This window comes from Streptomyces sp. TLI_185, assembly GCF_003814765.1.
GTDB lineage: Bacteria > Actinomycetota > Actinomycetes > Streptomycetales > Streptomycetaceae > Streptomyces.
In genome coordinates, this window is sequence record NZ_RKRB01000001.1 from 8,387,353 (window position 1) to 8,410,883 (window position 23,531).

A 23,531-nucleotide genomic window follows, 5' to 3' on the forward strand; every position below is an offset into this window, starting at 1 on the left:
GGGAACACCCATGAAGCTGAAGAGAGTTCTGCCGTACGGCGTCGCCGCGGCCCTCGCCCTGCCCCTCGCGGGGCTGAGCCAGGGCACCGCACTCGCCGCCACCGACTACCAGGCCGAGGAGGCGGCCATCTCGCAGGGCACGGTGGCCACCAACCACACCGGATACACGGGCACCGGCTTTGTCGACTACACCAACGTCAAGGGCTCGTCCGTGGAGTTCACGGTGAGCGCGGCCTCCGCGGGCACCGCCTCGGTGGCCCTGCGATTCGCCAACGGGACCGCCACCGACCGCCCGATGGACCTCTCCGTGGACGGCACGGTGGTCGCCTCCGCCGTGTCCTTCCCGGCCACCGCCGACTGGAACACCTGGGCCACCAAGACCGTCGACGTCCCGCTGGCCGCGGGCACCCACAAGCTCCGCGCCACCGCGACCACCGCCAACGGCGGCCCCAACCTCGACCGCATCAGCATCGGGACGGCGACCGACACCCAGGCCCCGACCCGTCCCGGCCAACCCGGCTGCTCGGACATCGGCGAGAACGGCCTCACCCTCAACTGGGGCGTCTCCACCGACAACGTGGGCGTCACGGCGTACGACATCTACGAGCACGGCAACAAGATCAGTGATGCGCCGGGCAGTTCGACCAGCAAGGCGCTCACCGGGCTCACGCCCGACACCACCTACAACCTCACCGTCATCGCCCGCGACGCGGCAGGCAACACCTCCTCGGCCAGCCCGGTCGTCGACTGCACGACCAAGCCCAGCTCCGACACCACCCCGCCGACGAAACCGGGCACGCTCTCCGCCTCCGACGTCACCGCGAACAGCGCCCAACTGACCTGGGGCGCCTCGAGCGACGACCGCGCAGTCGTCGCATACGACGTGCGCAGCGACACCACGGTCTACAAGACGGTCACGAGCGGTACGTCGACCACTCTCACCGGGCTCGCCTGCAACAGCCCGTACACGCTGAACGTCGTCGCCCGAGACGCGGCCGGCAACACCTCCGAGCCGAGCAACACCGTCACCTTCACGACCAAGGCGTGCGCCACCGACGGAGGCGTACCGAGCTCCATCTCCACGCTGTCGACCGGCTGGACGATCCCCTGGGGCACCTACTGGATGCCTGACGGCCAGACCGCGCTGGTCACCGAGCGGGACGACTTCCGTGTCTGGAAGGTCACGAAGAGCGGCACGCGGACCCAGGTCGGCACGGTGCCCAATGCGGTCACCACGAACGGCGAGGGCGGTCTCCTCGGCGTCGCCGTCGACCCCAAGTGGGAGAGCAACCACTACGTCTACTTCATGCACACCGCAGCCGAGGGCAATCGCGTGGTCCGCATGACCTACGACGGCACCTCGCTCAGCGACTACAAGATCCTGCTCCAGGGCATCAAGAAGAACCGCTACCACAACGGCGGCCGCCTCGCCTTCGGCCCCGACGGCTACCTCTACGTGTCCACCGGCGAGGCCCAGACGCCTGACCTGGCGCAGGACAAGAACTCCCTCAACGGCAAGATCCTGCGCATGACGACGGACGGGAAGCCGGCCCCGGGCAACCCGTTCGGCAACTACGTCTACAGCCTCGGCCACCGCAACCCGCAGGGTCTCGCCTTCGACCGGGGCGGCCGCCTGTGGGAAGCGGAGTTCGGCAACAGCTCCAAGGACGAACTCAACCTGATCAAGCCGGGCGCCAACTACGGCTGGCCCATCTGCGAGGGCACCTGCAGCACCGCCGGGATGACCAATCCGAAGGCCACCTGGAACGTCTCCGAGGCCTCGCCCAGCGGTATCGCGATCGTCCGCAACGTCGTCTACATGGCGTCCCTGCGCGGCGAGCGGCTGTGGCGGATCCCGATCAACGGGGACAACGAGAGCGTCGGCACACCGACCGCGTACTACGTGGGAACGTACGGCCGTCTGCGGACCGTGACCAAGGTCCCGGGCGCCGACCAGCTGTGGCTGTCGACCACCAACTGCGACAACAACGGAAACCAGCCGGACGGATCGGACAAACTCTTCCGGATCAACATCAGTTGACGGGACGTCAGGACTGGCTCAGGCCCGGTAGAGCGCCTCGACCTCGTTGGCGTAGGCGTTCTCGATGGCCTTCCGCTTCAGCTTCAGGGACGGGGTCAGCAGACCGTGTTCCTCGGTGAACGGCTGGGCCAGTATCCGGAAGGTGCGGATCGACTCGGCCTGCGAGACGAGGGTGTTGGCGGCGACGACCGAGCGCCGCACCTCCGTCTCCAGGTCGGCGTCCCGCACCAGCTGGGCCGGCGACATCGGCGGCTTGCCGCGCATGGTCAGCCAGTGCTCGACGGCCTCCTGGTCGAGGGTGACCAGGGCGGCGATGTAGGGGCGGTCGTTGCCGACGACGATGCACTGGTTGACCAGAGGGTGGTCGCGCACCCGCTCCTCCAGCAGAGCGGGGGAGACGCTCTTGCCGCCGGAGGTCACCAGGATCTCCTTCTTGCGGCCGGTGATCGTGAGGAAGCCGTCCTCGTCGAGGGAACCCAGGTCGCCGGTGGCCAGCCAGCCGTCGTGCAGGGTCTCGTCGGTGGCCTTCGGGTTGTTGAGGTAGCCCTGGAAGACGTTGGGGCCGTGCAGCCAGATCTCTCCGTCGTCCGCGATGTGCACGGTGACGCCCGGGATGGGCTGGCCGACCGTGCCGTAGCGGGTTCGCTCGGGCGGGTTGGCGGTCGCTGCCGCCGTCGACTCGGTGAGGCCGTAGCCCTCGTAGATCTGCACTCCCGCGCCCGCGAAGAACAGGCCGAGCCGGCGGTCCATCGCGGAGCCGCCCGAGATGGCGTTGCGGATGCGGCCGCCCATCGCGGCCCGGAGCTTGGAATAGACAAGCTTGTCGAACAGCTGGTGCTGCACGCGCAGGCCCGCCGACGGACCGGGCCCGATGCCCCAGGCCTTGGCCTCGACGGCGTCCGCGTACTTCACGGCGATCTCGACCGCCTTCTCGAACGGCCCGGCCTTGCCTTCCTTCTCGGCCTTGCGGCGGGAGGCGTTGAACACCTTCTCGAAGATGTATGGCACCGCGAGGATGAACGTCGGCTTGAACGCCTGCAGGTCGGGCAGCAGAGTGGCGGCATTCATCTGAGGCTGGTGGCCGAAGCGGATCCCGTGACGGATCCCGGTGACCTCCACCATCCGCCCGAAGACGTGCGCGAGCGGCAGGAACAGCAGTGTCGCCGCCTCGTCGCCCTTCTTGGAGTGGAACACCGGCTCCATGTGCTCGGCGACCGTGTCCGCCTCGTACATGAAGCTGCCGTGGCTGATCACACAGCCCTTGGGCCGGCCCGTGGTGCCCGAGGTGTAGATGATCGTCGCGGTCGATTCGGGGGTGACCGCCTGCCGGTGCCGGTGCACCACGTCGTCGTCGATGTACGCGCCCGCGTCGTACAGCTCCTGTACGGCCCCGAGGTCGAGCTGCCACAGCTGGTGCAGCTGAGGCAGCCGGTCGATGACGCTGGCGATCGTCATCGCGTGGTCCTCGTGCTCCACGATCGCCGCCGAACACTCGGCGTCGTAGAGCATCCAGAAGCACTGTTCGGCCGAGGACGTGGGGTAGATCGGCACCACCTGGGCGCCGATCGTCCACAATGCGAAGTCGAACAGCGTCCACTCGTAGCGGGTACGGGACATGATCGCGACCCGGTCGCCGAAGCGAATGCCGCGGGCCAGCAGCCCCTTGGCCAGGGCCAGTACCTCGTCCCGGAACTCCGCCGACGTCACATCGCGCCACTGCCCCTGGTCGTCCTTGCGGCCGAGGCTGATGTGCAGCGGGTCTTCCTGGGCACGCTCGAAGACGACGTCGGCCAGGCCGCCCACCGGCGGCGACAACGTCAACGGAGGGTTGGTGAACTCGCGCAAACCCCGCTCCCCGCTCCTCAGCGCCCGATTTAGTGCTACTCCGCAGGGCGTGAAAGCTACCCCAGACGGCGACAGGGCGGGAGGGGGGCCGAATCCGAGCAGTGCTCCGGTACACGCTGGTCACGGCCGGAAAATGCGCTCACATCCGGAAGGGTCGGACAGAAAACTGACGGTTGAGTAAGTTTCGGTCCCGTAATCTCCACCGAATCTGTACGACCTGGTAACCGCCCCCGGCGCCGGTCAGCGGCCCTGTCCGAGGGGTGCCGTCCTCTCCTCCGTCAGCGTCGGAGCGGAGGATTCCGTTACTTCCGTCCGGGTGGGGCGCGCCGTCCTGACCAGGACGATCACCAGCGCTCCGGCGACCGTCGCGGTCAGCCCCGCCACCACCGCCGCCGTGTTCAGCCCCGACGCGAAGGCCGACCGCAGCGCATGCTCGGAGAAACCGCCGCGCAGGGCTCCGGCCGCGCCTCCCGCCAGCGCATGGGCCGCGTCGTGCGGCAGCGTGCTTTCCATGTGCGACGTCAGCACAGTGCCGTAGACGGCGATGCCGAGCGCGAGGCCGAGCTGCCGGAAGGTGTTGACCGCGCCGCCCGCCATCCCGGACCGCTCCGGCGGTACGGCGGCCAGCGCCGCGCCCGCGATCCCGGGCGCCACCAGCCCCGTACCGACACCGACCAGCACCATCCCCGGCGCCAGCACGGACGCCGTCGACCCCGCGTCCAGCACCGTCATGCAGAACTGTCCCGAGCCGACCAGCAGCAGCCCGCCGCCGACCGTGATCCGCGCCGGCACTCCGTGCAGCAGCCGCCCGCCGGCCGCCGCGACCACGAACGCCGACAGCGACATCCACAGGAACACCGCACCGCCGCGCACCGGGCTTATCCCGAGCAGCGACTGCATCCATATCGAGTCGTACGCCATGAGACCGAACGCCCCCGCGTTGAAGGCCAGCGCGCCCAGCATCACGACGGAGAACGCGGGCTTGAGGAACAGCCGCGGATCCAGCAGCGGGTCGGCACCGCGCCGCTCCACAGCGACGAAACAGACCAGCGCCACGACCGCCGCGGCGAACGTCACGAGGGTGCCCGTCTCACCCCAGCCGTGCTCCCCGGCCCGCACCGCCCCGTAGGTCAGTCCGCCTGCGAAGGCGGCGAACGTCACCGTGCCCGCCCAGTCGAGGCGGCGCTCACGCGAGCCGTGCGACTCCGGGACGACCCTCAGCGTCAGCCACACCGCGGCCACGCTCACCGGCAGATTGACGTAGAAGATCCACCGCCACCCCGGCCCGTCCGTCAGCACCCCGCCGAGCACCGGCCCCACCGCGGCCGCCGCCCCGCTGACCGCACCCCACACGCCGAGCGCCACCGAACGCCGTTTGCCCTGGTAGACGGAGCCCAGTAGTGGCAGCGTGGTCGCGAGCATCGCGGCCCCGCCGAGGCCCTGCAGGGCGCGCGAGGCGATCAGCATCCCCGGCCCGCCCGCCAGCCCGCACAGCAGCGAGGCCGTCGCGAACACCACCACGCCCACCACGTGCACCCGCCGCCGGCCCAGGATGTCGGCCGCGGCCCCTGTCCCGAGCAGCAGCGCGGCCAGCGCCAGCGCGTACCCGTCCATCACCCACTGCAGATCGCTCAGCGACGCGTGCAGCGAACCCGCCATGTCCGGCAGTGCGACCACCGCGATGGTCACGTCCAGCAACAACATGAACGTGCTCAGGCACACGGCCGTGAGCGGCCCCCATGTACGCATGTCCTTCAACTCCCCGTGCTTTCCGTACGCCGAATGCGCAACGCTCCGTAGGATGGGGGGTGAGTGGCAGATTGCAACGGTAGCCAGGCGCCTGGTGACGGAATCCGACGGGAGCGGCCGGGATGGAGATGGAATCCCACGTCTTCGACAAGCTCGACCTGCAGCTGCTGAGCGCTCTGGAGGTCAACGGCAGGGCCTCCTTCAGCCGGATCGGCGGGGTGCTCGGGGTCTCCGACCAGACCGTCGCGCGCCGCTACCGGCGGCTGTGTGCCGAGGGCGCCCTGCGCGTGGTCGCGGTCCGGGACGGCGACGTACTCGACCTGGACCACTGGACGCTGCGGCTGCGCTGTGTCCCCGACAGTGCGCCGACCATCGCGGACGCTCTCGCCAAACGGCCCGACACCAGCTGGATCGGCCTCGCCTCCGGCGGCACGGAAGTCGTGCTCGGGACCCGGCCGCGCAACGCGGGCGACCGTGACGACCTGCTTCTGGGCAAGCTCCCGCGCACCCCGCACGTGCTGGAGATCCGCGCCTACCAGCAACTGCACCGCTTCTTCGGCGGCCCGCAGGGCTGGCTGCAGAAGTTCGCGGCGCTCGCCCCGGACCAGATCGAGGCCCTCACCCCCGATCCCGTGCCCGACCCGGGCCCCGCCCGCATCGACCCCGAGGACGAGCCCCTGCTCGCCGTCCTCGAACGCGACGGCCGCGCCACCTACCCCGAACTCCAGCGCGCGACCGGCCGTTCGGAGTCCGCCGTCAAACGACGCCTGGCCACGCTGATCGCCTCCGGGGCGATCTACCTCGACTGCGAATACCGGGTGGAGACCATCGGCTACCCCTTGTACGCCGCTCTCTGGGTCACCGTCGCCCCCGCGGCTCTCCACTCCGTCGGCGAGGCTCTCGCCGCCCATGCCCCGATCGCCCATGTCTCCGCGACCGCGGGCCCCACCAACCTCACGGCGACGGCGGTCGTCCGGAGCACCTCCGATCTGTACGCCTACCTCAGCGGCCCCCTCGGTCATCTGGAGGGCGTCCAGCACGTGGAGGCGACGCCGTTCCTGCGCCAGGTCAAGCAGCTGACGTACCGGCCGCGGCTTCGTTAAGCGCCCCAAAGGGGCGCGGGGCTGTATCGATATGTGGCTCCGCCGCGCGGGCGCGACCAGCCACGACAGCGCCGCAGACAACAGACGGCCTATCGCGGCTCACGCCGCGGAGCGCGTTGCAGCCGGTCCCCGCCCGCCAGGATCGTCGCCGCCAGCGCGTCCGCCGCGCTCTGCGCCGAGGTGCGGCGCGTGCCGTGGACCAGGACGAAGTCGACGCGGCCGAGTTCGGGCAGGCCGAAGCGGTCGGGGACGCGGACCAGGCCCGGCGGGACGAGGCCGCGGGAGTGCGCCATGACACCGAGGCCGGCCCGGGCCGCCGCGATCAGGGCGCTCAGGCTGCCGCTCGTGCAGGCGATGCGCCACGGCCGGCCCTGACGCTCCAGGGACTCGAAGGCGAGCGCGCGCGTGATCCCCGGCGGCGGGAACACGATCAGCGGCACCGGCCGGTCCGCGTCCAGACGCAGCCGCTCCGCACCGATCCACACCAGCTCGTCGTGCCAGACCAGCTCGCCGCGCGGGTCCTCCGGGCGACGCTTGGCCAGCACCAGGTCCAGCTTCCCGGCGGCCAGCTGCTCGTGCAGGGTCCCCGACAGCTCGACCGTCAGCTCCAGGTCGACCTCGGGATGGTCGTGCCGGAAGCCCTCCAGGATCTCCGGCAGCCGGGTCAGCACGAAGTCCTCCGAGGCGCCGAAGCGCAGCCGCCCGCGCAGCCGCGTGCCCGTGAAGAACGCCGACGCCTGCTCCTGCACCTCCAGGATCCGCCGCGCGAACCCGAGCATCGCCTCGCCGTCCTCCGTCAGCTCCACGGAGTGGGTGTCCCGGGAGAACAGCTGGCGCCCGGTGGCGTCCTCGAGGCGCCGCACGTGCTGACTGACGGTGGACTGCCGCAGCCCCAGCCGCCGGGCGGCCTGCGTGAAGCTCAACGTCTGGGCCACCGCCAGGAAGGTCCGCAGGTGGGAGGGGTCGTACATGGGAACAAGGGTAGCCGCTTATCGCGAAACGCGATGACAGTCAGAGCGGTATGACGGATTCCCGATCGGCTGCCGGAGGAGGACGATGAACGGGGGCCCTGCGGCCCCGGACAGCCACCGGGCACAGCTCCCGGACCGCCGACAGCAACAAGCAAGTGGAGCACCGTGAAACGCCTGCAATGGCCGAGTTGGATGCCGATCGACCCGTACATCCTGCTGCTGCTCGGGACGGTGGGCATCGCAGCCCTCTTCCCGGCCCGCGGGACGGCGGCCGACGTGGCCTCCGGTGCCTCCACGGCCGCGATCGCCTTCCTCTTCTTCCTGTACGGCGCCCGGCTCTCCACCCGCGAGGCGCTGAACGGACTCAAGCACTGGCGGCTTCACGTCACGGTTCTGGCCTGCACGTTCGTGATCTTCCCGCTGCTGGGTCTGGCTGCCCGCGGCCTCGTCCCGGTCTTCCTGACCCACCCGCTCTACCAGGGCCTGCTCTTCCTCACCCTCGTCCCCTCCACCATCCAGTCGTCGATAGCCTTCACGTCGATCGCCCGCGGCAACGTGCCCGCCGCGATCTGCGCGGGCTCCTTCTCCTCCCTCGTCGGCATCGTCATCACCCCCCTGCTCGCCGCCGCCGTCCTCGGCAGCAGCGCCGGCGGGTTCTCGGCCGACTCGCTCGTCCAGATCGTGCTGCAGCTGCTGGTGCCGTTCCTGGCCGGGCAGGTGCTACGCCGCTGCGGAGGCAAAAGGAGCCGCGCGAAGCGCGTCGAGCAGGGTGGTGGTGGGCGACGGGTGGGCGGCTTCGTCGCCCGGCACAAGAAGGTCCTCGGTCTGGTCGACCGCGGCTCGATCCTGCTCGTCGTCTACACCGCGTTCAGCGAGGGCATGGTCCAGGGCATCTGGCACCAGGTGAGCCCGCTGCGGCTGGGCGGCCTGCTGGTCGTGGAGGCCGTGCTGCTCGCGGTGATGCTCGTCCTGACCTGGTACGGCGGCAAGGCGCTGCGCTTCAACCGCGAGGACCGCATCGCCATCCAGTTCGCCGGCTCCAAGAAGTCCCTCGCCTCCGGCCTCCCCATGGCGAGCGTCCTGTTCGGCGCCCACGCCTCGCTGGCCGTACTGCCGCTGATGCTCTTCCACCAGATGCAGCTGATGGTCTGCGCGGTGATCGCCAAGCGCCGCTCGAACGACCCCGTGGAGGAAACCGCCGAGGTCACCGCGACCGCGCCACCCGCACCGTCACGAACCGAGGTCGGTACAGGGTCACGTTCGCGTTGATGCTCGCCGAAGCGCCGCTCGTCTCCAGCCAGTTGACGTCGTAGCTCAGCACCAGCCGCCCGTCGTCGCTCAGCTCGGGATGCACCTGCGGGTTGTACGCGGCGACACCGGCCGTGGGCAGAGAGGGGCTGAAGTTCCTCGTCGGACCGTGCCACGGCCCGGCGGGGGAGCAAGCCCAGTACGAGGTCACCGTGGTCAGCCCCGCCGTCCCCGCGGCCATCGTGAACAGCACATATGTCCCGCCCACCCGCACCACCGAGAACGCGCTGCCCACCTTCGCCCCACTCACCGGCCGCGGCCGCACACCCCACCCGGAACCGTCCCAGTACCGCCAGGCGGCCGCGTCCCCGAGCCGCCCCTCCGGCACCCGCGCCACATACGCCGACGAGGCCGGCCGGGACGCCGCCTGCCCGTCGTCGCCGCCGAAGACGTACGTCCAACCGCCTTTCTCCACCAGCGTCGTACCGAACAGGATCCGACGCGACGGGTCGGGCACCAGGCTCTGGTCGAGCACCCTCACCACCGACTCGACCCGCAGATCCGGCAGGGAGAGCGTGGCGACCTCGGTCGCGGTGGGCACCCCGTAGATCCACGGGGACTGCCCGGCCGCCCGCACCCACAGCAGCACCCGGAGGACCTTCTCGGAGGAACCGGGAGAGCGCGGCTCGACCCGGGCCGCGACCGGCCAGCGCCACTGGTTCTGGCCGGGGTCCGGGAAGAGCGGGGTCGGGAGAGTGCGCTCCAGGCGCCCCCTGCCGTCCATCACCACGGCCGAGTTGCGCACCAGCGGGGCCGTCGTGTCCCGCCAGGCGTACGACTCGCCGACCGGATTGGGCGGGCGGTGCACCTGGCCGAGATAGGTGTCCGAGAACAGCCACAGCACCCGCCCGTCCGGCAGCCGCACCGAATGGGTGCCGTCGCCGCCGGTCCAGTCGTCGTTACGGGTCGCGTCGTCGCCGTAACGCGCGAACTCACCGGTGAGACGGTCGTCGGCCGACCACGAGGAGACCGTGTGCGGTGTACAGGCGCCGCCCTCCCGTCGACCATGGTCCGGGAGGGCGGTGAGCAGCACGGCCCCGAGAACCAGGGCCAGCAGCAGGCCGAGGCCGGTTCCCGTCCGCTGTCGTGCTCGTACGTCGTCGGGCACCCACGGGACGTTAGTGGCTGTTGCTCACATGGTCCATGGGCAGCCACAGCACGGTGTCCTTCATGGAGGTCGTGGAGGTGTCGCGGGCCGCGAGTTCCGCGTCGCTCAGCGCCCGGTCCCACACATGGACGTCGTCGATCGCGCCGGTGAAGAAGGCCCGGCTGTCCATGCGCTGCCCGATGTGCACACCGAACGGCGAGTTGCGGCTCACCGAACCGGTCACGTCGGCGGTGCTGAGCTCCGTACCGTCGACGAACAGCGTCAGCTGCCCTCCGCCACGCCGCAGCGCCAGGTGGTGCCACTGCCCGTCGTTGTACGCCCCGCTGGTGCGGACGGACGCCGACTGCGGGGCCAACGCACCGTTGCGCACGGTGATCAGGCCCTGGATGCGGTTGCTCGCGGGCTCGCCGCGCAGCCAGACCTGGGGCTGCGTGGTGCCGATCCCGCCCATCCACAGCAGCGGTTGCTCACCGGAAGTGGCCGTGTACCGGAACCACAGCGAAGCAGTGAAGTCCTTTGTCCCCAGCGGGAGTTCCTCCCGATACGGCAGGCGTACGGCGTCGTCGACACCGTCGAACTCCAGCGCCCCGCCGAACACGCCGTCCGTCTCCTCGGCACCGCCGAGCACGGCCGCCGGCCTGGTGTACGGGGCCCGGTCGACGGTGATCGGGTCCGGGCCGCGGCGCGGCTGCAGCCACTCCTCGGTGAAGCGGGCGAAGCGGATCTCGTCACGCGCGTCGACGGCACCGCCCTCGTACAGCAGCCCCACCGTCTCGCGGTCGACACGCACCATGTCGGAGTAGCCCGACCAGTCCGTGGTGACCACCGTGCCGCGGTCCACGCTGTCCCAGGTGCGTCCGCCGTCGTACGAGGAGCGGATCATCATGGTCCGGCGGCGGTCGGGGTCGCCGGGGCAGGCCAGCAGGATGCGGTCGCCCAGACGCAGCATCGAGCCCTGCACCTGCGGCGTGTAGAGATCCGGCCGGTCGCGGAACGGAGAGGCGAAGCTGTCGCCGCCGTCGCGGCTGACCGTCTGGGTGCGGTGGCCGAGGTCGGTGCCGTCCTGCTCGCGGCCGCTGACCAGGACCGAGCCGTCGGAGCGCTCGGCGAGCGTGACCTCGGAGGGCTTCTGCCGGAAGGTCCCGTCGTCCGCGATCGGCCAGGAGTCGGTGGCGCCGATCCGCCAGTGGTCGCCGCCGTCGTCGCTGACGATCAGCGCCGCATGGTTGGCGGTGACCCTCCCCCAGCCTTCGGCCGGGGTGACCCCCATCTCGCTTCGCTCGCCGTTCCACGTCTCGGTGTTGACGCCGAAGACCAGCCGCCCGGCATGCTTGCCACGGGTGAGCTGGATGCCGTGCACGGGCCCGGTGGCGTACCAGGAGTTCCAGTTCGCGGGCAGGATCTCGGAGCTCAGGTCACGCGGCTCGGACCAGGTCAGCCCGTCGTCGTCGCTGTACTGCAGATGCGGGGTCCGGTCGCAGGGCACCGGGCAACTGGAGCCGTCCGCACGGCCCGTGTTGTACGTCTCGGCCAGCAGAACGCGACCCGTCAGGCGGTCCACGACCGGCGCCGGGTTGCCGTGCGTGTCGCCGCCGCCGTGGTTGACGACCTGGAGCGGACCCCAGGTGCGGCCGCCGTCCGTGGAGCGCTTGAGGACGATGTCGATGTCGCCGGCGTCCCCGCAGTTGCGGACACGGCCCTCGGCGAACGCCAGCAGCGTGCCGTCGGCTGACTTCACGATCGCCGGTATGCGGAAGCAGGCGTAGCCGGGGTCCTGGGAGGCCTTGAAGATGACCTGCTGTTCGAAGTCGGATGCTGCGGTGAGGGGTTGGGCTTGCGCGGTATGCGGCGACACGGCCAGTGCGGCGGTGACGACGACTGCCGCGACGAGGGTTCTCAGACGGGCGCGAAGACGTGACGGCATGGTGCGAACCTGCCCTTCAGAGGTCTGGACATCTGGACATCCCACGTCCAATGTCCGTGTCTCAGAGGCTAGTTGGGGTCTCCGGAGCCTCACAAGGACCGTGCAGCTACTCGACAGGATCGCGGCGGCGGAGAACCGGGAGGATCGGAAGTACGGCCGCGGGGCCGGTACTCGGAGCCGGAGCGGCCGCCTTGCGGCAGACCAGGGCGTCCGGGTCGGTGGCGGGGACCTGGAGGGTGTAGCCGTCGGGGCAGGCGGGGCCAGATTCACTCGTGGGGCTGAATTCGCCCTTGGGCCCCCTTTCTCCCTTCGGGCCGCTACTGGCCTCGCGTGCATGTCAGTAATGGATCCCACATACCCGTACCGGGATGCCCCTCAGCCCCGCCGCCTGCCTTGAGCTGTTGCTCGATCACGCGGGCGATCAGCCGTTGACGCGAGGTGAGATCATCGGCCTGCTGGAGAAGGTTCACGCTGCGCGTGGCGGCGCGTTCAAGGAGGCCGGGCATCTGGTCGGGGCCGTCAAGAAGGCGTTGTCCGTCGGGAAGCGAACTGGAGTGCTGGCAAACCCGCGCCAGGGCTACTACATGCGGGTGAGTGAAACGGCGGCTCCCGATGCCTCGCAGGAGGACTACCTCGGGCCGCCGGCGGACGGCTTCGGCGCAGCCGTGGGTACCGGGCAGGGGAGCGTGTACGTGTGGTATCTCCCGGCCTACCGGGAGCGAGCACGAGCCAGTGGGGCAGCGATCTGGGAGCGCAAGATCGGCATGAGCGCGTACAGTGCCGCGCGGCGAGTAGCGGAGCAGGGATACATGCCGGAGAAGCCGGTGTGTGCCCTACTGGTACGCACCGATCACGAGCGGGACCTCGAACGTTACGTGCACTCGACTCTGGATGGGCGAGGGCGCCGGGTCGAGGCGGCGGTGGGGACGGAGTGGTTCTTCACCAACCCGGGCGAAGTGCTGAGCATCGCCCGGGAGACGCGGTGGATTGCCAAGAGACAGCTCAGCCAGTGACGAGCCGAGCAGGGTGGTGCCGGCATCCAAGTGACTGCCTCCTACTTGGTGGATCTCCTGCTTGGACGACGGGCCGCACCGGCCGCGACCTGTTGAACCACCGGGCACAACGAGCCAGTCGCCGCCTGGGGTGTGCCGTGGCCGCCGACTACACCGGATGGGTGGTGACGGAGGGTCAGGGCTGGCGCATAGATGCAGATTTCAGGGGCAGCCGCAGATTTCAGGGGCGCAGAACCACCTTGCCCAGGTTGCTCCGCGACTCGATCACCGCGTGCGCCTTCGCCGCGTCCTCCAGCGCGAACTCCCCGTGCACGGCGGGCTTCAGCACGCCCTCCATGAACAGTTGCCACAGCTCCTGACGCCAGCGCTCGTACAACTCCGGCTTCCCGCGGGCGATCCGCGCCATCTGGAAGCCGATCACGGACTTGGCGCCGACGAGGAGGTCGTACGCCTGGATGGTGCCGCCGCCCGAGCTGTAGGCCACCAGCCGTCCGCCCGGAGCGAGTGCGGCGACGGCCGGGGTGAGCAGTTCGCCGCCGACGGCATCCAATGCGTAGTCGACAGGATCTCCCCAGTTGTCGTCGCCGTACGTGACGACATCGTCTGCGCCCAGGGAGCGTACGAAGTCCGCCTTCCCCGCATCGGACACGGCACCCGTCACCCGGGCCGCGCCCCGCACCTTCGCCAACTGCACGGCCAGGTGGCCGACTCCGCTGGCGGCGGCCGTGACCAGCGCCGTCTCACCCGGATCGGGGCGCGTGGCCGTCAGTGCGCCGAGGGCGACGAGACCGCTGCGGACAAGGGCGACAGCGTCGACCGCTGAGGCGCCGTCCGGTACGGGGGAGGCCATGGGCTCGTGCAGGAGCGCGAAGTCGGCGTAACCGTGCCCGAAGCACAGCCCGGTCACGCGGTCGCCGGTGCGGAAGCGGGTGACACCGTCGCCGACGGCCACGATCTCGCCCGCGATCTCACCGCCCAGCGGGATCGGCTCGGCGGCCTCGGTGACCTTGCGGACGACGGGGAGCGTGACGCCCACGGCCTCGCAGCGGACGAGGAGTTCGCCGGGGCCGGGCTCGGGGACCGGGGCTTCCTCCAGAAGCAAAGGGCCGCCGGTGGACTCGTAGCGGACGCGGCGCATCACACCTCCAGCAATTCGTTCCGACTCCCAACGGATTCGTTGGGAGTCCCAATGATAATTCGATGTTCATTGGGAAGTCCAATGACTTTTCGCTAGGCTGCCCCCATGCCCGAAGCGCCCCTCGCCGAGATCCGTTCCCTCCCCAGCTGGCTGCTCGGCCGTGCCGCCGCGCGCGGCCGCGCGCTGGTGGCCGAGGCGCTGGCCGCGGAGGGCCTGAAGATGTGGCACCACGTGGTGCTCTCCGCCGTACGCGACCTCGGCCCCGTCGCCCAGGCCGACCTCGGGCGCAGTGTGCAGCTCGACCCGAAGGACCTGGTCGGTGTCCTCAACGACCTGCAGTCCGCGGGCCTCGTCGTACGTGAACCGGACCCCAAGGACCGGCGCAAGAACGCGGTGTCGGTCACCGGGCAGGGCGCACGCCTGCTGAAGCGCTGCGAGCGCGCGGCGCGCGCAGCCAACGACGAGCTGCTCGCGCCGCTCTCCGCGGCCGAACGCGACCAGTTCATGAGCCTGTTGATCCGGATTTCCGGTACGGAGGGCTGACGGCAGATAACGTTCCGTCATGGCCGTATCCCTCGCCCTCGATCCCGCGCGCAGCGCCCTGGTCCTCGTCGATCTGATGGACCGGATCGTCGCGCTGCCCCTGGAGCCCCGCAAGGGCACCGAAGTCCTGTCCGCCGCCGAGGAGTTGGCGACCACGTTCCGCTCGGCGGGCGCGACCGTCGTCCTAGTCCGGGTCGAACGCCCCGGTGTCGCCGAACAGCCGCCCGGCAGCGGGCTGGTGGCCGGCCTGGCCCGGGACGGCGACCTGGAGGTCGTGAAGCGGAACATCGGCGGCTTCCAGGGCACGGGACTGGACGACCTCCTGCGCGGCCGCGGCGTCAGCACCCTCGTCTTCGGCGGGATCGCCACCAACCTCGGCGTCGAGTCCACCGCCCGTGCCGCCGGAGACCTCGGCTACGACCTGGTCTTCGTCGAGGACGCCATGGCCGCGCTCACAGCCGCCGAGCACGAGGCGTCGGTGCGGCTGGACTTCCCGCGGCTGGGCACGGTGGTGACGGCGGCCCAGGTGCGGTTCGTGGCCTGAGCGTCAGACGAGGGTTCCGCCGCCGTCCACCGTGACGACCGAGCCGGTGCTGTAGCCGCCGCGCATCAGATAGAGGTACGCCTCGGCCACGTCGCTCGGCTCGCCGACCCGGCCCACGGGGAGCGAGTCGGCGGCGGACACGTACAGGGACTCGCGTTCTTCCCGAGGCAGATCCCGCCACAGCTCGGTGCGGATCACACCGGGCGAGACGACGTTGACCCGGACCGGGGCGAGCTCCAGGGCCAGCGCGCGGGTGAGCGACTCCATCGCCCCGCACAGGCTCGCCGCGACGGTCGTTCCGGGCATCGGGCGCCGCCCCGCCGTGCCCGTCGTCAGCACCACCGAGCCGCCGGCCCGGATGGCCGGGGCGCCGTGCCTGACGGCCGTGTACGCCCCCCACAGCCGGGTGTCCAGGAAGCGCCGGGCCCGCCCCAGGTCGGACTCGGCGAGGCTCTCCATCAGGATGGACTCGCCGGCGGTGTAGACGAGGTGGTCGAAGCCGCCGACCCGGGCGAAGAAGGCGCGTACGGACTCCTCGTCGGTCGCGTCCAGGACGTACCCCTCGGCCCCCTCCGGCAGCCGCTTCAGCGCCGCGTCCACGCTCTCCTGCCGGCGCGAGGCGACCACCACCTCCGCGCCGTCCCGGGCGGCGCCCTCCGCGACCGCCAGTCCGATCCCCGCCGTACCGCCGATGACGACGATCCGCTGTCCTTGAAGGCTCATGCCATTCTCCTCACACGATGCATGCGCTGCACGCGATTGCTCGACGTCATCCAGCCTGCGTTCGCACCCGACCTGCCGTCCAAGACCTCTTCCGGCGTCGGCGATACCCTGAAGGCATCGCCGACAGAAGGGGCGGCCGTGGACCTCGACCTGCGGAAAGTGCGCTACTTCGTGGCGGTGGCCGAGCTGCTGCACTTCGGGCGCGCCGCCGAGCGGCTGCACATCGCGCAGCCCGTGCTGAGCCGTCAGATCAGGGCCCTGGAGAAGGACTTGGGTGCCGAGCTCTTCCAACGGAACAGCCATGGCGTGACCTTGACGGCGGCTGGGCGCCAACTCCTGGACGACGCCGTCCCCTTGCTTGCCGCAGCCGACGCGGCCCGGCGCCGGGTGCGGCGCACCGCCCGGGGCCCGCGCCGGCTCGTCGTGGGGTTCCGCGCGGGGGTCGTTGTCACGCAGGCCCTGCGGGCCTTCGGTGCCGCGCACCCCGACGTCGACGTCCAGGCCCGCCGTGTGGAGTGGGACGACCAGGAGCGCATGATCCTCGACGGGACCGTGGACCTCGCCTATGTGCGCAGGCCGGTCGACGAGCGCGGCCTCAGGCTGCTGCCGCTGTTCACCGAGGCCCGGGTGGCGATGCTGCCCACCGAGCACCGGCTCGCCGGCAAGCAGGAGCTGGCCTTGTCCGACCTGGCCGGCGAGACCTGGCTGCGCTACGCCGACCCCGGGCCCGACGACGTGCCGATTCGCAGTGTCGAGGAGAAGTTCGAGAGGGTGGCGGCGGGCACGGGCATCACGCTCGTGCCGGTGTCGATCGCCGAGCAGTACTCCCGCCCGGACATCACCTACGTGCCGGTGCCGGACGCGGAACCCGACCAGGTGTTCCTCGCGTGGGAGACGGGCCGGCGCTCACCCCTGATCACGGCGTTCGCCGAGGCGGCGCAGTCGCTCGTCTGAGGCGGGGCCCCTGCGGCGCAGGGGGCGCTCCCCGCCGGCCGGGGCCCCGCCGCCGTGTCGCGGAGAGCCGGTCACCCCTGGGCGGCCGCGGTCCGCAGAGCGATGCGGTTCTCGCCCGCGTACACGTTCATGGAGCTGCCCCGCAGGAAACCCACGAGGGTCAGGCCGGTCTCCGCCGCCAGGTCGACGGCGAGGGACGAGGGTGCCGAGACCGCCGCCAGGACCGGGATCCCGGCCATGACCGCCTTCTGCGCCAGCTCGAAGGAGGCACGGCCCGAGACCAGCAGGATCGTGCGGGACAGCGGCAGGTCGCCGTTCTGCAGGGCGCGGCCCACCAGCTTGTCGACCGCGTTGTGCCGGCCCACGTCCTCCCGTATGTCCAGCAGCTCGCCGTCCTCCGTGAACAGGGCCGCCGCGTGCAGGCCCCCGGTCCGGTCGAAGACCCGCTGGGCCGCGCGCAGCCGGTCGGGGAGGCTCGCGAGCAGCTCGGGTTCGACGCGGACCGGGGGAGTGTCGGCGATCGGCCAGCGGGCCGTCGTACGGACCGCGTCGAGGCTCGCCTTGCCGCACAGACCGCAGGACGAGGTGGTGTACACGTTCCGCTCGAGCGTGATGTCGGGGATCGCGACCCCCGGCGTGGTCCGCACGTCCACCACGTTGTACGTGTTCGAGCCGTCGACCGTGGCGCCGGCGCAGTACACGATGTTCTGGAGATCGTCCTGCTCGGCGAGCACGCCCTCGCTGACCAGGAAGCCCGCCGCCAGCGCGAAGTCGTCGCCCGGGGTGCGCATGGTGATCGCGAGCGGTTTGCCGTTCAGCCGGATCTCCAGCGGTTCCTCGGCGACGAGCGTGTCCGGGCGAGTGGAGACCACCCCGTCGCGGATGCGGATCACCTTGCGTCGTTCCGTGACTCGTCCCATGTCGTGTCTCAGTCCCGGTTCTGTACGTGCTGGTAGCCGAAGCGGCCCTTGATGCAGAGGTTGCCGTGGGTCACCGGGTTGTCGTGCGGTGAGGTGACCTTCACGATTTCATTGTCCTGCACGTGGAGGGTGAGGTTGCAGCCCACTCCGCAGTAGGCGCACACGGTGGTCGTCTCCGTCTGTGCCGATTCGTTCCACGTCCCCGCCGCGCGCATGTCGAACTCCGACTTGAACGACAGGGCCCCCGTCGGGCACACCTCGATGCAGTTCCCGCAGTACACGCATGCCGAGTCGGTGAGCGGGGCGTCGTGCTCGACGGCGATCCGGGCGTCGAAGCCGCGGCCGGAGACCGAGATCGCGAAGGTGTTCTGCCACTGGTCGCCGCAGGCGTCCACGCACTTGTAGCAGAGGATGCACTTGTCGTAGTCGCGCACGTACAGATCGTTGTCGACCTTGGGTTCCTCGTCGAGGCGGGCCGCGTCCGGGCCGAAGCGGTCCGGCTTCGCCTCGTACTGCTTGATCCATTCAGCGACTTGTGGAGTCGTCGACAAGTCGACCGAGGAGGCGAGGAGTTCGAGGACGATCTTGCGGCTGTGCCGGGCGCGCTCGGAGCCGGTCTGTACGACCATGCCGGGCTCGGCCTTGCGGGAGCAGGCCGGAACGAGGGTCCTCGCCCCTTCCACCTCGACGACGCAGACCCGGCAGGCGTTCTTGGGCCTGAGGGTGTCGCCCTCGCAGAGGGTCGGGATGTCCTTCCCGGCGGCACGGCACGCGTCGAGGATGGTCGAGCCCTCCGGGACCCTGGCCTCCTGGCCGTCAAGCGTGAACTCCAGCAGCCGGCGCGGGATCCCCAGCGGTGTCACGGTCATTCGTACGCCCCCAGACGGTCGATGGCGGATTCCACGGCGTTCCACGCGGTCTGTCCCAGGCCGCAGATCGAGGCGTCCCGCATCGCGCGGCCGACCTCCCTGAGCAGGGCGATGTCGGCGGCGGCCGCCGCGCCGGTGCGCTCGGCGATCCGGTGCAGCGCCTCCTCCTGGCGCACGGTCCCGACCCGGCAGGGCACGCACTGGCCGCACGACTCGTCGCGGAAGAACTCCGCGATGCGCAGCAGCAGCCGAGGCAGCGGGACCGTGTCGTCGAAGGCCATGACGACACCCGAGCCGAGCGTGGTGCCCGCCTCGCGGGTGCCTTCGAAGGTGAGCGGGACATCCAGTTCGTCCGGCCGTACGAAGCCGCCCGCCGCGCCGCCCAGAAGCACCGCCCGCAGACGGTCTCGCACCCCGGCCCGGGTGAGCAGGTCGCCGAGGGTCGCCCCGAACGGCAGCTCGTAGATGCCCGGCCGGTCCACGCTGCCCGAGACGCAGAACAGCTTCGGCCCGGTGGACCTCCCGGTGCCGATCGCCGCGTAGGCCGGAGCACCCATGGTCAGGATCGGCAGAACGTTGACCAGCGTCTCCACGTTGTTCTCGACCGTGGGCTTGCCGAACAGGCCCTTCTCCACCGGGAAGGGCGGCTTCGAGCGCGGCTCGCCCCGGTAGCCCTCGATGGAGTTGAACAGGGCCGTCTCCTCGCCGCAGATATAGGCGCCGGCACCGCGCCGGATCTCGATGTCGAAGGCGTAGCCCTGGCCGAGGACGTCATCGCCGAGGAAGCCACGCGCGCGTGCCTGCGCGATCGCGTGCTCCAGGCGGCGCAGGGCCCGGGGGTACTCGCCGCGCAGGTACAGGTAGCCCTTGTGCGCGCCGGTCGCGTACCCGGCGATCGTCATCGCCTCGACCAGCGCGTACGGGTCGCCCTCCATGATCACGCGGTCCTTGAAGGTGCCCGGCTCCGACTCGTCGGCGTTGCAGACGAGGTAGTGCGGGTGGTCGGGCTGCGACGCCGTGGCCTGCCATTTGCGGCCGGTGGGGAAGGCGGCGCCGCCGCGCCCGACCAGGCCGGAGTCCGTGACCTCGCGGATGACTCCGGCGGGGCCGAGCTCGAAGGCCCGGCGCAGGGCGGTGTAGCCGCCGTGGGCCCGGTAGTCGTCGAGACTTTCCGGGGTCACCGCGCCGACCCGCCGAAGCAGGACCAGCCCGTCCTGTCCGGCCTGGGGCACCGCCATCGCCGCCGCCGGTTCCTCCGGCGCCGAGTCGGGCACGCTCGCGGCGAGTACGGCCGCCTCGACCGTCGTCGGCGCCGACACGGCCGTACGCACCGGGTCGCCCGCCTTGATCGCGAGGGCTGCCGGGGCCCGCTCGCACAGGCCGAGGCAGGGGCTGCGCAACACGCTCACCCCGCTGCCCGGGCCCAGCCGCGCCTCGATCCCGGCGCACAGCCCGGGTGCCCCGACGGCAGCGCAGGCCAGGTCCGTGCAGACGTGGAGCACGGTGGCGGGGCGGGGCTTCACCGAGAACATGGCGTAGAAGGTGGCGACGCCGTACGCCTCCGCCGGCGGTACGGTCAGCCGCCGGCACAGGTAGTCGAGGGCGCCTTCGCTGATCCAGCCGATCCGGTCGTTGATCGCGTGCAGCCCCGGCAACAGCAGGTCGCGCCGCTCCCGGGCCTCGCGGCCGCCGCGGGCCCACCTCAGGTCGGCGTCGGAACGGTCCGCGCCCTCCCACGAGGACTCCGGAGGGCCCAGCAGGGCGTCCACGGCGGACCGTTCGTCGTCCGTCGGCTTGCTGTCGCCGAAGTGCAGATCCACCAGGTCACCTCACGATGGTCGCGACGGGGAGCTTCTCGATGCGGATCGCCGACGCCTTGAACTCCGCCGTCCCCGCGATCGGGCAGTTGGCCTCGATCGTCAGCTGGTTGGTGTCCACCTCGTCGGGAAAGTGCATGGTCATGAAGGCGAGCCCGGGCCGCAGCGCCGTGTCCACCCACACGGGCGCGACCACGGAACCCCGCCGCGAGGACACCTGGACCTCCTCGCCGACCACGACCCCGTAGCGCTCGGCGTCCTCCGGGCACAGCTCGACGTACTCGCCGCGCCGGAGCGGCGACGCGAAACTGCCGCTCTGCACACCGGTGTTGTAGGAGTCGAGGCGCCGCCCGGTCGTCAGCCGGATCGGGTACTCCTCGTCGGTGAGGTCGACGGGCGGATCGTGCTGGACGATCCCGAAGGGCGCGGGCATGCCGCGCCGGGCCGGGTCCTTCTCCCACAACCGGCCGTGCAGATACGTCGGTTCGAGCTCGTCGGTGCTCGGGCACGGCCACTGGATGCCCTGGTGCTCCTCCAGGCGTTCGTACGTCATCCCGTAGTGGTCCGGTGAGACCGAGCGCAGCTCGTTCCAGACGGCCTCCGCGTCGGCGTACTTCCAGTCGTGGCCGAGGCGTGCCGCCAGCTCGCAGATGATGTCGATGTCCTCGCGCGCCTCGCCGGGCGGGGTGACCGCCCGGCGCACGCGCTGAACCCGCCGCTCACTGTTGGTGGTCGTGCCGTCGGTCTCCGCCCAGCCGGCGGTCGCGGGAAGGATCACGTCCGCCAGCTCGGCCGTCTTGGTGAGGAAGATGTCCTGGACGACGAGGAAGTCCAGCTGCCGCATACGGCGTACGGCCTGTTCGCTGTCGGCCTCCGACTGCGCCGGGTTCTCGCCGATGCAGTAGACGGCCTTGAGCGTGCCCTCCTCCATCGCCTCGAACATCTCGGTCAGGTTCAGCCCGTAGTGCGGCTGGATGACGGTGTCCCAGGCCGACTCGAACTTCAGCCGGGAGTCGGGGTCGAGGATGTCCTGGAAGCCGGGGAGCCGGTTGGGGATGGCGCCCATGTCGCCGCCGCCCTGCACGTTGTTCTGGCCGCGCAGGGGCTGCAGCCCGGCGCCGTACCGGCCGACCTGGCCGGTCAGCAGGGAGAGGTTGATGAGCGCGCGGACGTTGTCGGTGCCGTTGTGGTGCTCGGTGATGCCGAGGGTCCAGCACAGCTGGGCGCGCTCGGCGCGGGCGTAGGCATGCGCCAACTCCCGTATGGCACGCGCCGGTACGCCCGTCACCTTTTCGGCGAGCGACAGCGTCCACGGCTCCACGAGCTTCTTGTACTCCTCGAAGCCGGAGGTGGCCCGCTCGATGAACGCCTCGTTGGCCAGGCCCGCGTGGATGATCTCCCGGCCGATCGCGTGCGCCATCGGGATGTCGGTGCCGACGTTGAGGCCGAGCCAGCTCTCCGCCCACTCGGCGGTCGAGGTGCGGCGCGGGTCGACGGCGTACATCCGGGCGCCGTTCCTGATCCCCTTCAGGACGTGCTGGAAGAAGATCGGGTGCGCGAAGCGGGCGTTGGAGCCCCACATCACGATCACGTCGGTGTGCTCGATCTCCTTGTACGAGGAGGTGCCGCCGCCGGAGCCGAACGCCGCCGACAGGCCCGCGACGCTGGGCGCGTGGCAGGTGCGGTTGCAGGAGTCGACGTTGTTGGTGCCCATGACGACCCGCGCGAACTTCTGTGCCACGTAGTTCATCTCGTTGGTCGCGCGGGCGCAGGAGAACATGCCGAACGCGCCTCGGTTGCGTTCGAGGCCGCGGGCCGCACGGTCCAGCGCCTCCTCCCAGCTCGCCTGCCGGAACGGCTCGTCACGGGAGTCGCGGACCAGGGGGTGGGTGAGCCGGGTGTAGGTCTTCGGGGTCCGGTCGCGTTTCCTCATACGACACTCCTCATGCGGCGCTCCTCAGCGCGAGCAGGTCCGAGATGGCGTGCACGGTGCGCAGGGTGGGCACCTGAACGCCGGTGATCTCCGCCAACTCGACGACGGCCGTGAGGAGTACGTCGAGTTCGAGCGGTTTGCCGCGCTCCAGGTCCTGGAGCGTGGAGGTGCGGTGGTCGCCGACGCGCTCGGCGCCGGCGAGACGGCGTTCGATGGAGACGCCGACCTCGCAGCCGAGGGCCCGGGCGACGGCGAGCGTCTCGGCCATCATGGTCTCGATGACCTTGCGGGTGCCGCCGTGCAGACACATCTGCCGCATGGTGGCGCGGGCGAGAGCGCTGATCGGGTTGAAGGAGATGTTGCCGAGCAGCTTGATCCAGATGTCGCCCCGCAGCTCCGGCTCGACCGGGCACTTCAGGCCACCGGCGACCATGGCCTCGCTGAAGGCCAGGCAGCGCTTGGACACGCTGCGGTCGGGCTCGCCGATCGAGAACCGGGTACCTTCCAAGTGCCGTACGACACCTGGTCCTTCGAGCTCGGTGGCCGCGTAGACGACACATCCGACGGCCCGTTCGGGCGCGAGCACCGCGCTGACCGCGCCGTCCGGGTCCACGCTCTCGATGCGGTGCCCGTCGTGGGGGCCGCCGTGCCGGTGGAAGTACCACCAGGGGATGCCGTTCTGGGCGGCGATCACCGCCGTGCTGTCGTGCAGAAGGGGCTCGATCAGCGGCCCGCACGCCGCGTACGAGTTGGCCTTCAGACCCAGGAAGACGAAGTCGACCGGGCCGATCTCGGCCGGGTCGTCGGTGGCGTGGGCGTGCGCGGTGAAGTCACCGCGCGGGCTGAGCACCCGTATTCCGTGCTGCCTCATGGCCGCCAAGTGCGGTCCACGGGCGACGAGATGCACATCGGCGCCGGCGCGATGGAGCGCGGCACCGACGTAGGCGCCGATCGCACCGGCGCCGAGAACTGCGACTTTCATGACGAGGGAGCTCCGTTCGGTCGAGGGATACCGCGGAGATGACCGC

The 23,531-nt window shown here is 70.7% G+C and carries 19 protein-coding genes; 7 read left to right on the forward strand and 12 right to left on the reverse strand.

Annotation, left to right across the window (positions count from 1 at the left end):
* Positions 1-10 precede the first annotated feature (10 nt).
* On the forward strand, positions 11-2,041 hold the full coding sequence (locus EDD92_RS38615; RefSeq protein ID WP_123968585.1) for a PQQ-dependent sugar dehydrogenase: 2,031 nt from the start codon (positions 11-13) through the stop codon (positions 2,039-2,041).
* 18 nt (positions 2,042-2,059) lie between these two features.
* On the opposite strand, the gene EDD92_RS38620 is transcribed toward EDD92_RS38615, so the two are convergent.
* Together EDD92_RS38620 and EDD92_RS38625 are read right to left on the reverse strand one after the other, a co-directional pair.
* Entirely contained in the window at positions 2,060-3,886 is a 1,827-nt protein-coding gene (locus tag EDD92_RS38620) for a long-chain fatty acid--CoA ligase (protein WP_123968586.1), read from the reverse strand.
* A gap of 240 nt (positions 3,887-4,126) precedes the next feature.
* Entirely contained in the window at positions 4,127-5,635 is a 1,509-nt protein-coding gene (locus tag EDD92_RS38625; RefSeq protein ID WP_123968587.1) for an MFS transporter, read from the reverse strand.
* Positions 5,636-5,757: 122 nt separating this feature from the next.
* Between EDD92_RS38625 and EDD92_RS38630 the strand changes: the two genes are divergently transcribed.
* Positions 5,758-6,738, forward strand: coding sequence for an Lrp/AsnC family transcriptional regulator (locus EDD92_RS38630; protein WP_123968588.1), 981 nt, complete (start codon positions 5,758-5,760; stop codon positions 6,736-6,738).
* Positions 6,739-6,827: 89 nt separating this feature from the next.
* On the opposite strand, the gene EDD92_RS38635 is transcribed toward EDD92_RS38630, so the two are convergent.
* Positions 6,828-7,709, reverse strand: a complete 882-nt coding sequence (locus EDD92_RS38635; RefSeq protein ID WP_123968589.1) for a LysR substrate-binding domain-containing protein — start codon at positions 7,707-7,709, stop codon at positions 6,828-6,830.
* Between the two features lie 192 nt (positions 7,710-7,901).
* On the opposite strand from EDD92_RS38635, the gene EDD92_RS38640 reads away from it, so the two are divergent.
* Positions 7,902-8,978, forward strand: coding sequence for a bile acid:sodium symporter family protein (locus EDD92_RS38640; RefSeq protein ID WP_185124478.1), 1,077 nt, complete (start codon positions 7,902-7,904; stop codon positions 8,976-8,978).
* Here EDD92_RS38640 and EDD92_RS38645 read toward each other — a convergent pair.
* Both EDD92_RS38645 and EDD92_RS38650 read right to left on the reverse strand, forming a co-directional pair.
* On the reverse strand, positions 8,914-10,125 hold the full coding sequence (locus tag EDD92_RS38645; RefSeq protein ID WP_123968591.1) for a DUF4185 domain-containing protein: 1,212 nt from the start codon (positions 10,123-10,125) through the stop codon (positions 8,914-8,916). The genes EDD92_RS38640 and EDD92_RS38645 overlap by 65 nt on opposite strands.
* Positions 10,126-10,135: 10 nt before the next feature.
* Positions 10,136-12,049 carry a sialidase family protein gene (locus EDD92_RS38650; protein ID WP_123968592.1) on the reverse strand — a complete coding sequence of 638 codons (1,914 nt, stop codon included), beginning with the start codon at positions 12,047-12,049 and terminating at the stop codon, positions 10,136-10,138.
* A 368-nt stretch (positions 12,050-12,417) separates the two neighbouring features.
* On the opposite strand from EDD92_RS38650, the gene EDD92_RS38660 reads away from it, so the two are divergent.
* Positions 12,418-13,062: a GIY-YIG nuclease family protein gene (locus tag EDD92_RS38660; RefSeq protein WP_123968593.1), complete on the forward strand. Its 645-nt coding sequence runs from the start codon at positions 12,418-12,420 to the stop codon at positions 13,060-13,062.
* Between the two features lie 220 nt (positions 13,063-13,282).
* On the opposite strand, the gene EDD92_RS38665 is transcribed toward EDD92_RS38660, so the two are convergent.
* A complete protein-coding gene (locus tag EDD92_RS38665; RefSeq protein ID WP_123968594.1) occupies positions 13,283-14,200 on the reverse strand; it encodes a zinc-binding dehydrogenase in 918 nt (305 codons plus the stop codon).
* Positions 14,201-14,305: 105 nt separating this feature from the next.
* Between EDD92_RS38665 and EDD92_RS38670 the strand changes: the two genes are divergently transcribed.
* Both EDD92_RS38670 and EDD92_RS38675 read left to right on the forward strand, forming a co-directional pair.
* Entirely contained in the window at positions 14,306-14,743 is a 438-nt protein-coding gene (locus EDD92_RS38670) for a MarR family winged helix-turn-helix transcriptional regulator (protein ID WP_123968595.1), read from the forward strand.
* Positions 14,744-14,762: 19 nt separating this feature from the next.
* Positions 14,763-15,287: an isochorismatase family protein gene (locus EDD92_RS38675; protein WP_123968596.1), complete on the forward strand. Its 525-nt coding sequence runs from the start codon at positions 14,763-14,765 to the stop codon at positions 15,285-15,287.
* Positions 15,288-15,290: 3 nt separating this feature from the next.
* Here EDD92_RS38675 and EDD92_RS38680 read toward each other — a convergent pair whose 3' ends face one another.
* Positions 15,291-16,010 carry an SDR family oxidoreductase gene (locus tag EDD92_RS38680; protein WP_123968597.1) on the reverse strand — a complete coding sequence of 240 codons (720 nt, stop codon included), beginning with the start codon at positions 16,008-16,010 and terminating at the stop codon, positions 15,291-15,293.
* Positions 16,011-16,148: 138 nt separating this feature from the next.
* On the opposite strand from EDD92_RS38680, the gene EDD92_RS38685 reads away from it, so the two are divergent.
* Positions 16,149-16,964 carry a LysR family transcriptional regulator gene (locus tag EDD92_RS38685; RefSeq protein ID WP_123970736.1) on the forward strand — a complete coding sequence of 272 codons (816 nt, stop codon included), beginning with the start codon at positions 16,149-16,151 and terminating at the stop codon, positions 16,962-16,964.
* Positions 16,965-17,035: 71 nt separating this feature from the next.
* Here EDD92_RS38685 and fdhD read toward each other — a convergent pair whose 3' ends face one another.
* From fdhD to EDD92_RS38710, 5 genes are read right to left on the reverse strand one after another with little or no spacing between them, the layout of a single operon-like run.
* A complete protein-coding gene (gene fdhD, locus EDD92_RS38690; protein WP_123968598.1) occupies positions 17,036-17,884 on the reverse strand; it encodes a formate dehydrogenase accessory sulfurtransferase FdhD in 849 nt (282 codons plus the stop codon).
* An 8-nt stretch (positions 17,885-17,892) separates the two neighbouring features.
* Positions 17,893-18,753, reverse strand: a complete 861-nt coding sequence (locus EDD92_RS38695) for a 2Fe-2S iron-sulfur cluster-binding protein (RefSeq protein ID WP_123968599.1) — start codon at positions 18,751-18,753, stop codon at positions 17,893-17,895.
* Positions 18,750-20,573: an NADH-ubiquinone oxidoreductase-F iron-sulfur binding region domain-containing protein gene (locus tag EDD92_RS38700; protein ID WP_123968600.1), complete on the reverse strand. Its 1,824-nt coding sequence runs from the start codon at positions 20,571-20,573 to the stop codon at positions 18,750-18,752. The genes EDD92_RS38695 and EDD92_RS38700 overlap by 4 nt, the downstream gene beginning before the upstream one ends.
* 4 nt (positions 20,574-20,577) lie before the next feature.
* Positions 20,578-22,503, reverse strand: a complete 1,926-nt coding sequence (locus EDD92_RS38705) for a molybdopterin oxidoreductase family protein (RefSeq protein WP_123968601.1) — start codon at positions 22,501-22,503, stop codon at positions 20,578-20,580.
* A 10-nt stretch (positions 22,504-22,513) separates the two neighbouring features.
* On the reverse strand, positions 22,514-23,485 hold the full coding sequence (locus EDD92_RS38710; RefSeq protein WP_123968602.1) for a 2-dehydropantoate 2-reductase: 972 nt from the start codon (positions 23,483-23,485) through the stop codon (positions 22,514-22,516).
* Positions 23,486-23,531: the final 46 nt, after the last annotated feature.

What these genes read in the sequence shown, in the direction of transcription:
- EDD92_RS38640 (WP_185124478.1), top strand. Translation starts at nt 7,902, where the DNA reads ATGCCGATCGACCCGTACATCCTGCTGCTGCTCGGGACGGTGGGCATC.
- EDD92_RS38705 (WP_123968601.1), bottom strand. Translation starts at nt 22,503, where the DNA reads ATGAGGAAACGCGACCGGACCCCGAAGACCTACACCCGGCTCACCCAC.
- EDD92_RS38675 (WP_123968596.1), top strand. Translation starts at nt 14,763, where the DNA reads ATGGCCGTATCCCTCGCCCTCGATCCCGCGCGCAGCGCCCTGGTCCTC.
- EDD92_RS38615 (WP_123968585.1), top strand. Translation starts at nt 11, where the DNA reads ATGAAGCTGAAGAGAGTTCTGCCGTACGGCGTCGCCGCGGCCCTCGCC.
- fdhD (WP_123968598.1), bottom strand. Translation starts at nt 17,884, where the DNA reads ATGGGACGAGTCACGGAACGACGCAAGGTGATCCGCATCCGCGACGGG.
- EDD92_RS38670 (WP_123968595.1), top strand. Translation starts at nt 14,306, where the DNA reads ATGCCCGAAGCGCCCCTCGCCGAGATCCGTTCCCTCCCCAGCTGGCTG.
- EDD92_RS38650 (WP_123968592.1), bottom strand. Translation starts at nt 12,049, where the DNA reads ATGCCGTCACGTCTTCGCGCCCGTCTGAGAACCCTCGTCGCGGCAGTC.
- EDD92_RS38630 (WP_123968588.1), top strand. Translation starts at nt 5,758, where the DNA reads ATGGAGATGGAATCCCACGTCTTCGACAAGCTCGACCTGCAGCTGCTG.
- EDD92_RS38695 (WP_123968599.1), bottom strand. Translation starts at nt 18,753, where the DNA reads ATGACCGTGACACCGCTGGGGATCCCGCGCCGGCTGCTGGAGTTCACG.
- EDD92_RS38660 (WP_123968593.1), top strand. Translation starts at nt 12,418, where the DNA reads ATGCCCCTCAGCCCCGCCGCCTGCCTTGAGCTGTTGCTCGATCACGCG.
- EDD92_RS38665 (WP_123968594.1), bottom strand. Translation starts at nt 14,200, where the DNA reads ATGCGCCGCGTCCGCTACGAGTCCACCGGCGGCCCTTTGCTTCTGGAG.
- EDD92_RS38635 (WP_123968589.1), bottom strand. Translation starts at nt 7,709, where the DNA reads ATGTACGACCCCTCCCACCTGCGGACCTTCCTGGCGGTGGCCCAGACG.
- EDD92_RS38710 (WP_123968602.1), bottom strand. Translation starts at nt 23,485, where the DNA reads ATGAAAGTCGCAGTTCTCGGCGCCGGTGCGATCGGCGCCTACGTCGGT.
- EDD92_RS38680 (WP_123968597.1), bottom strand. Translation starts at nt 16,010, where the DNA reads ATGAGCCTTCAAGGACAGCGGATCGTCGTCATCGGCGGTACGGCGGGG.
- EDD92_RS38625 (WP_123968587.1), bottom strand. Translation starts at nt 5,635, where the DNA reads ATGCGTACATGGGGGCCGCTCACGGCCGTGTGCCTGAGCACGTTCATG.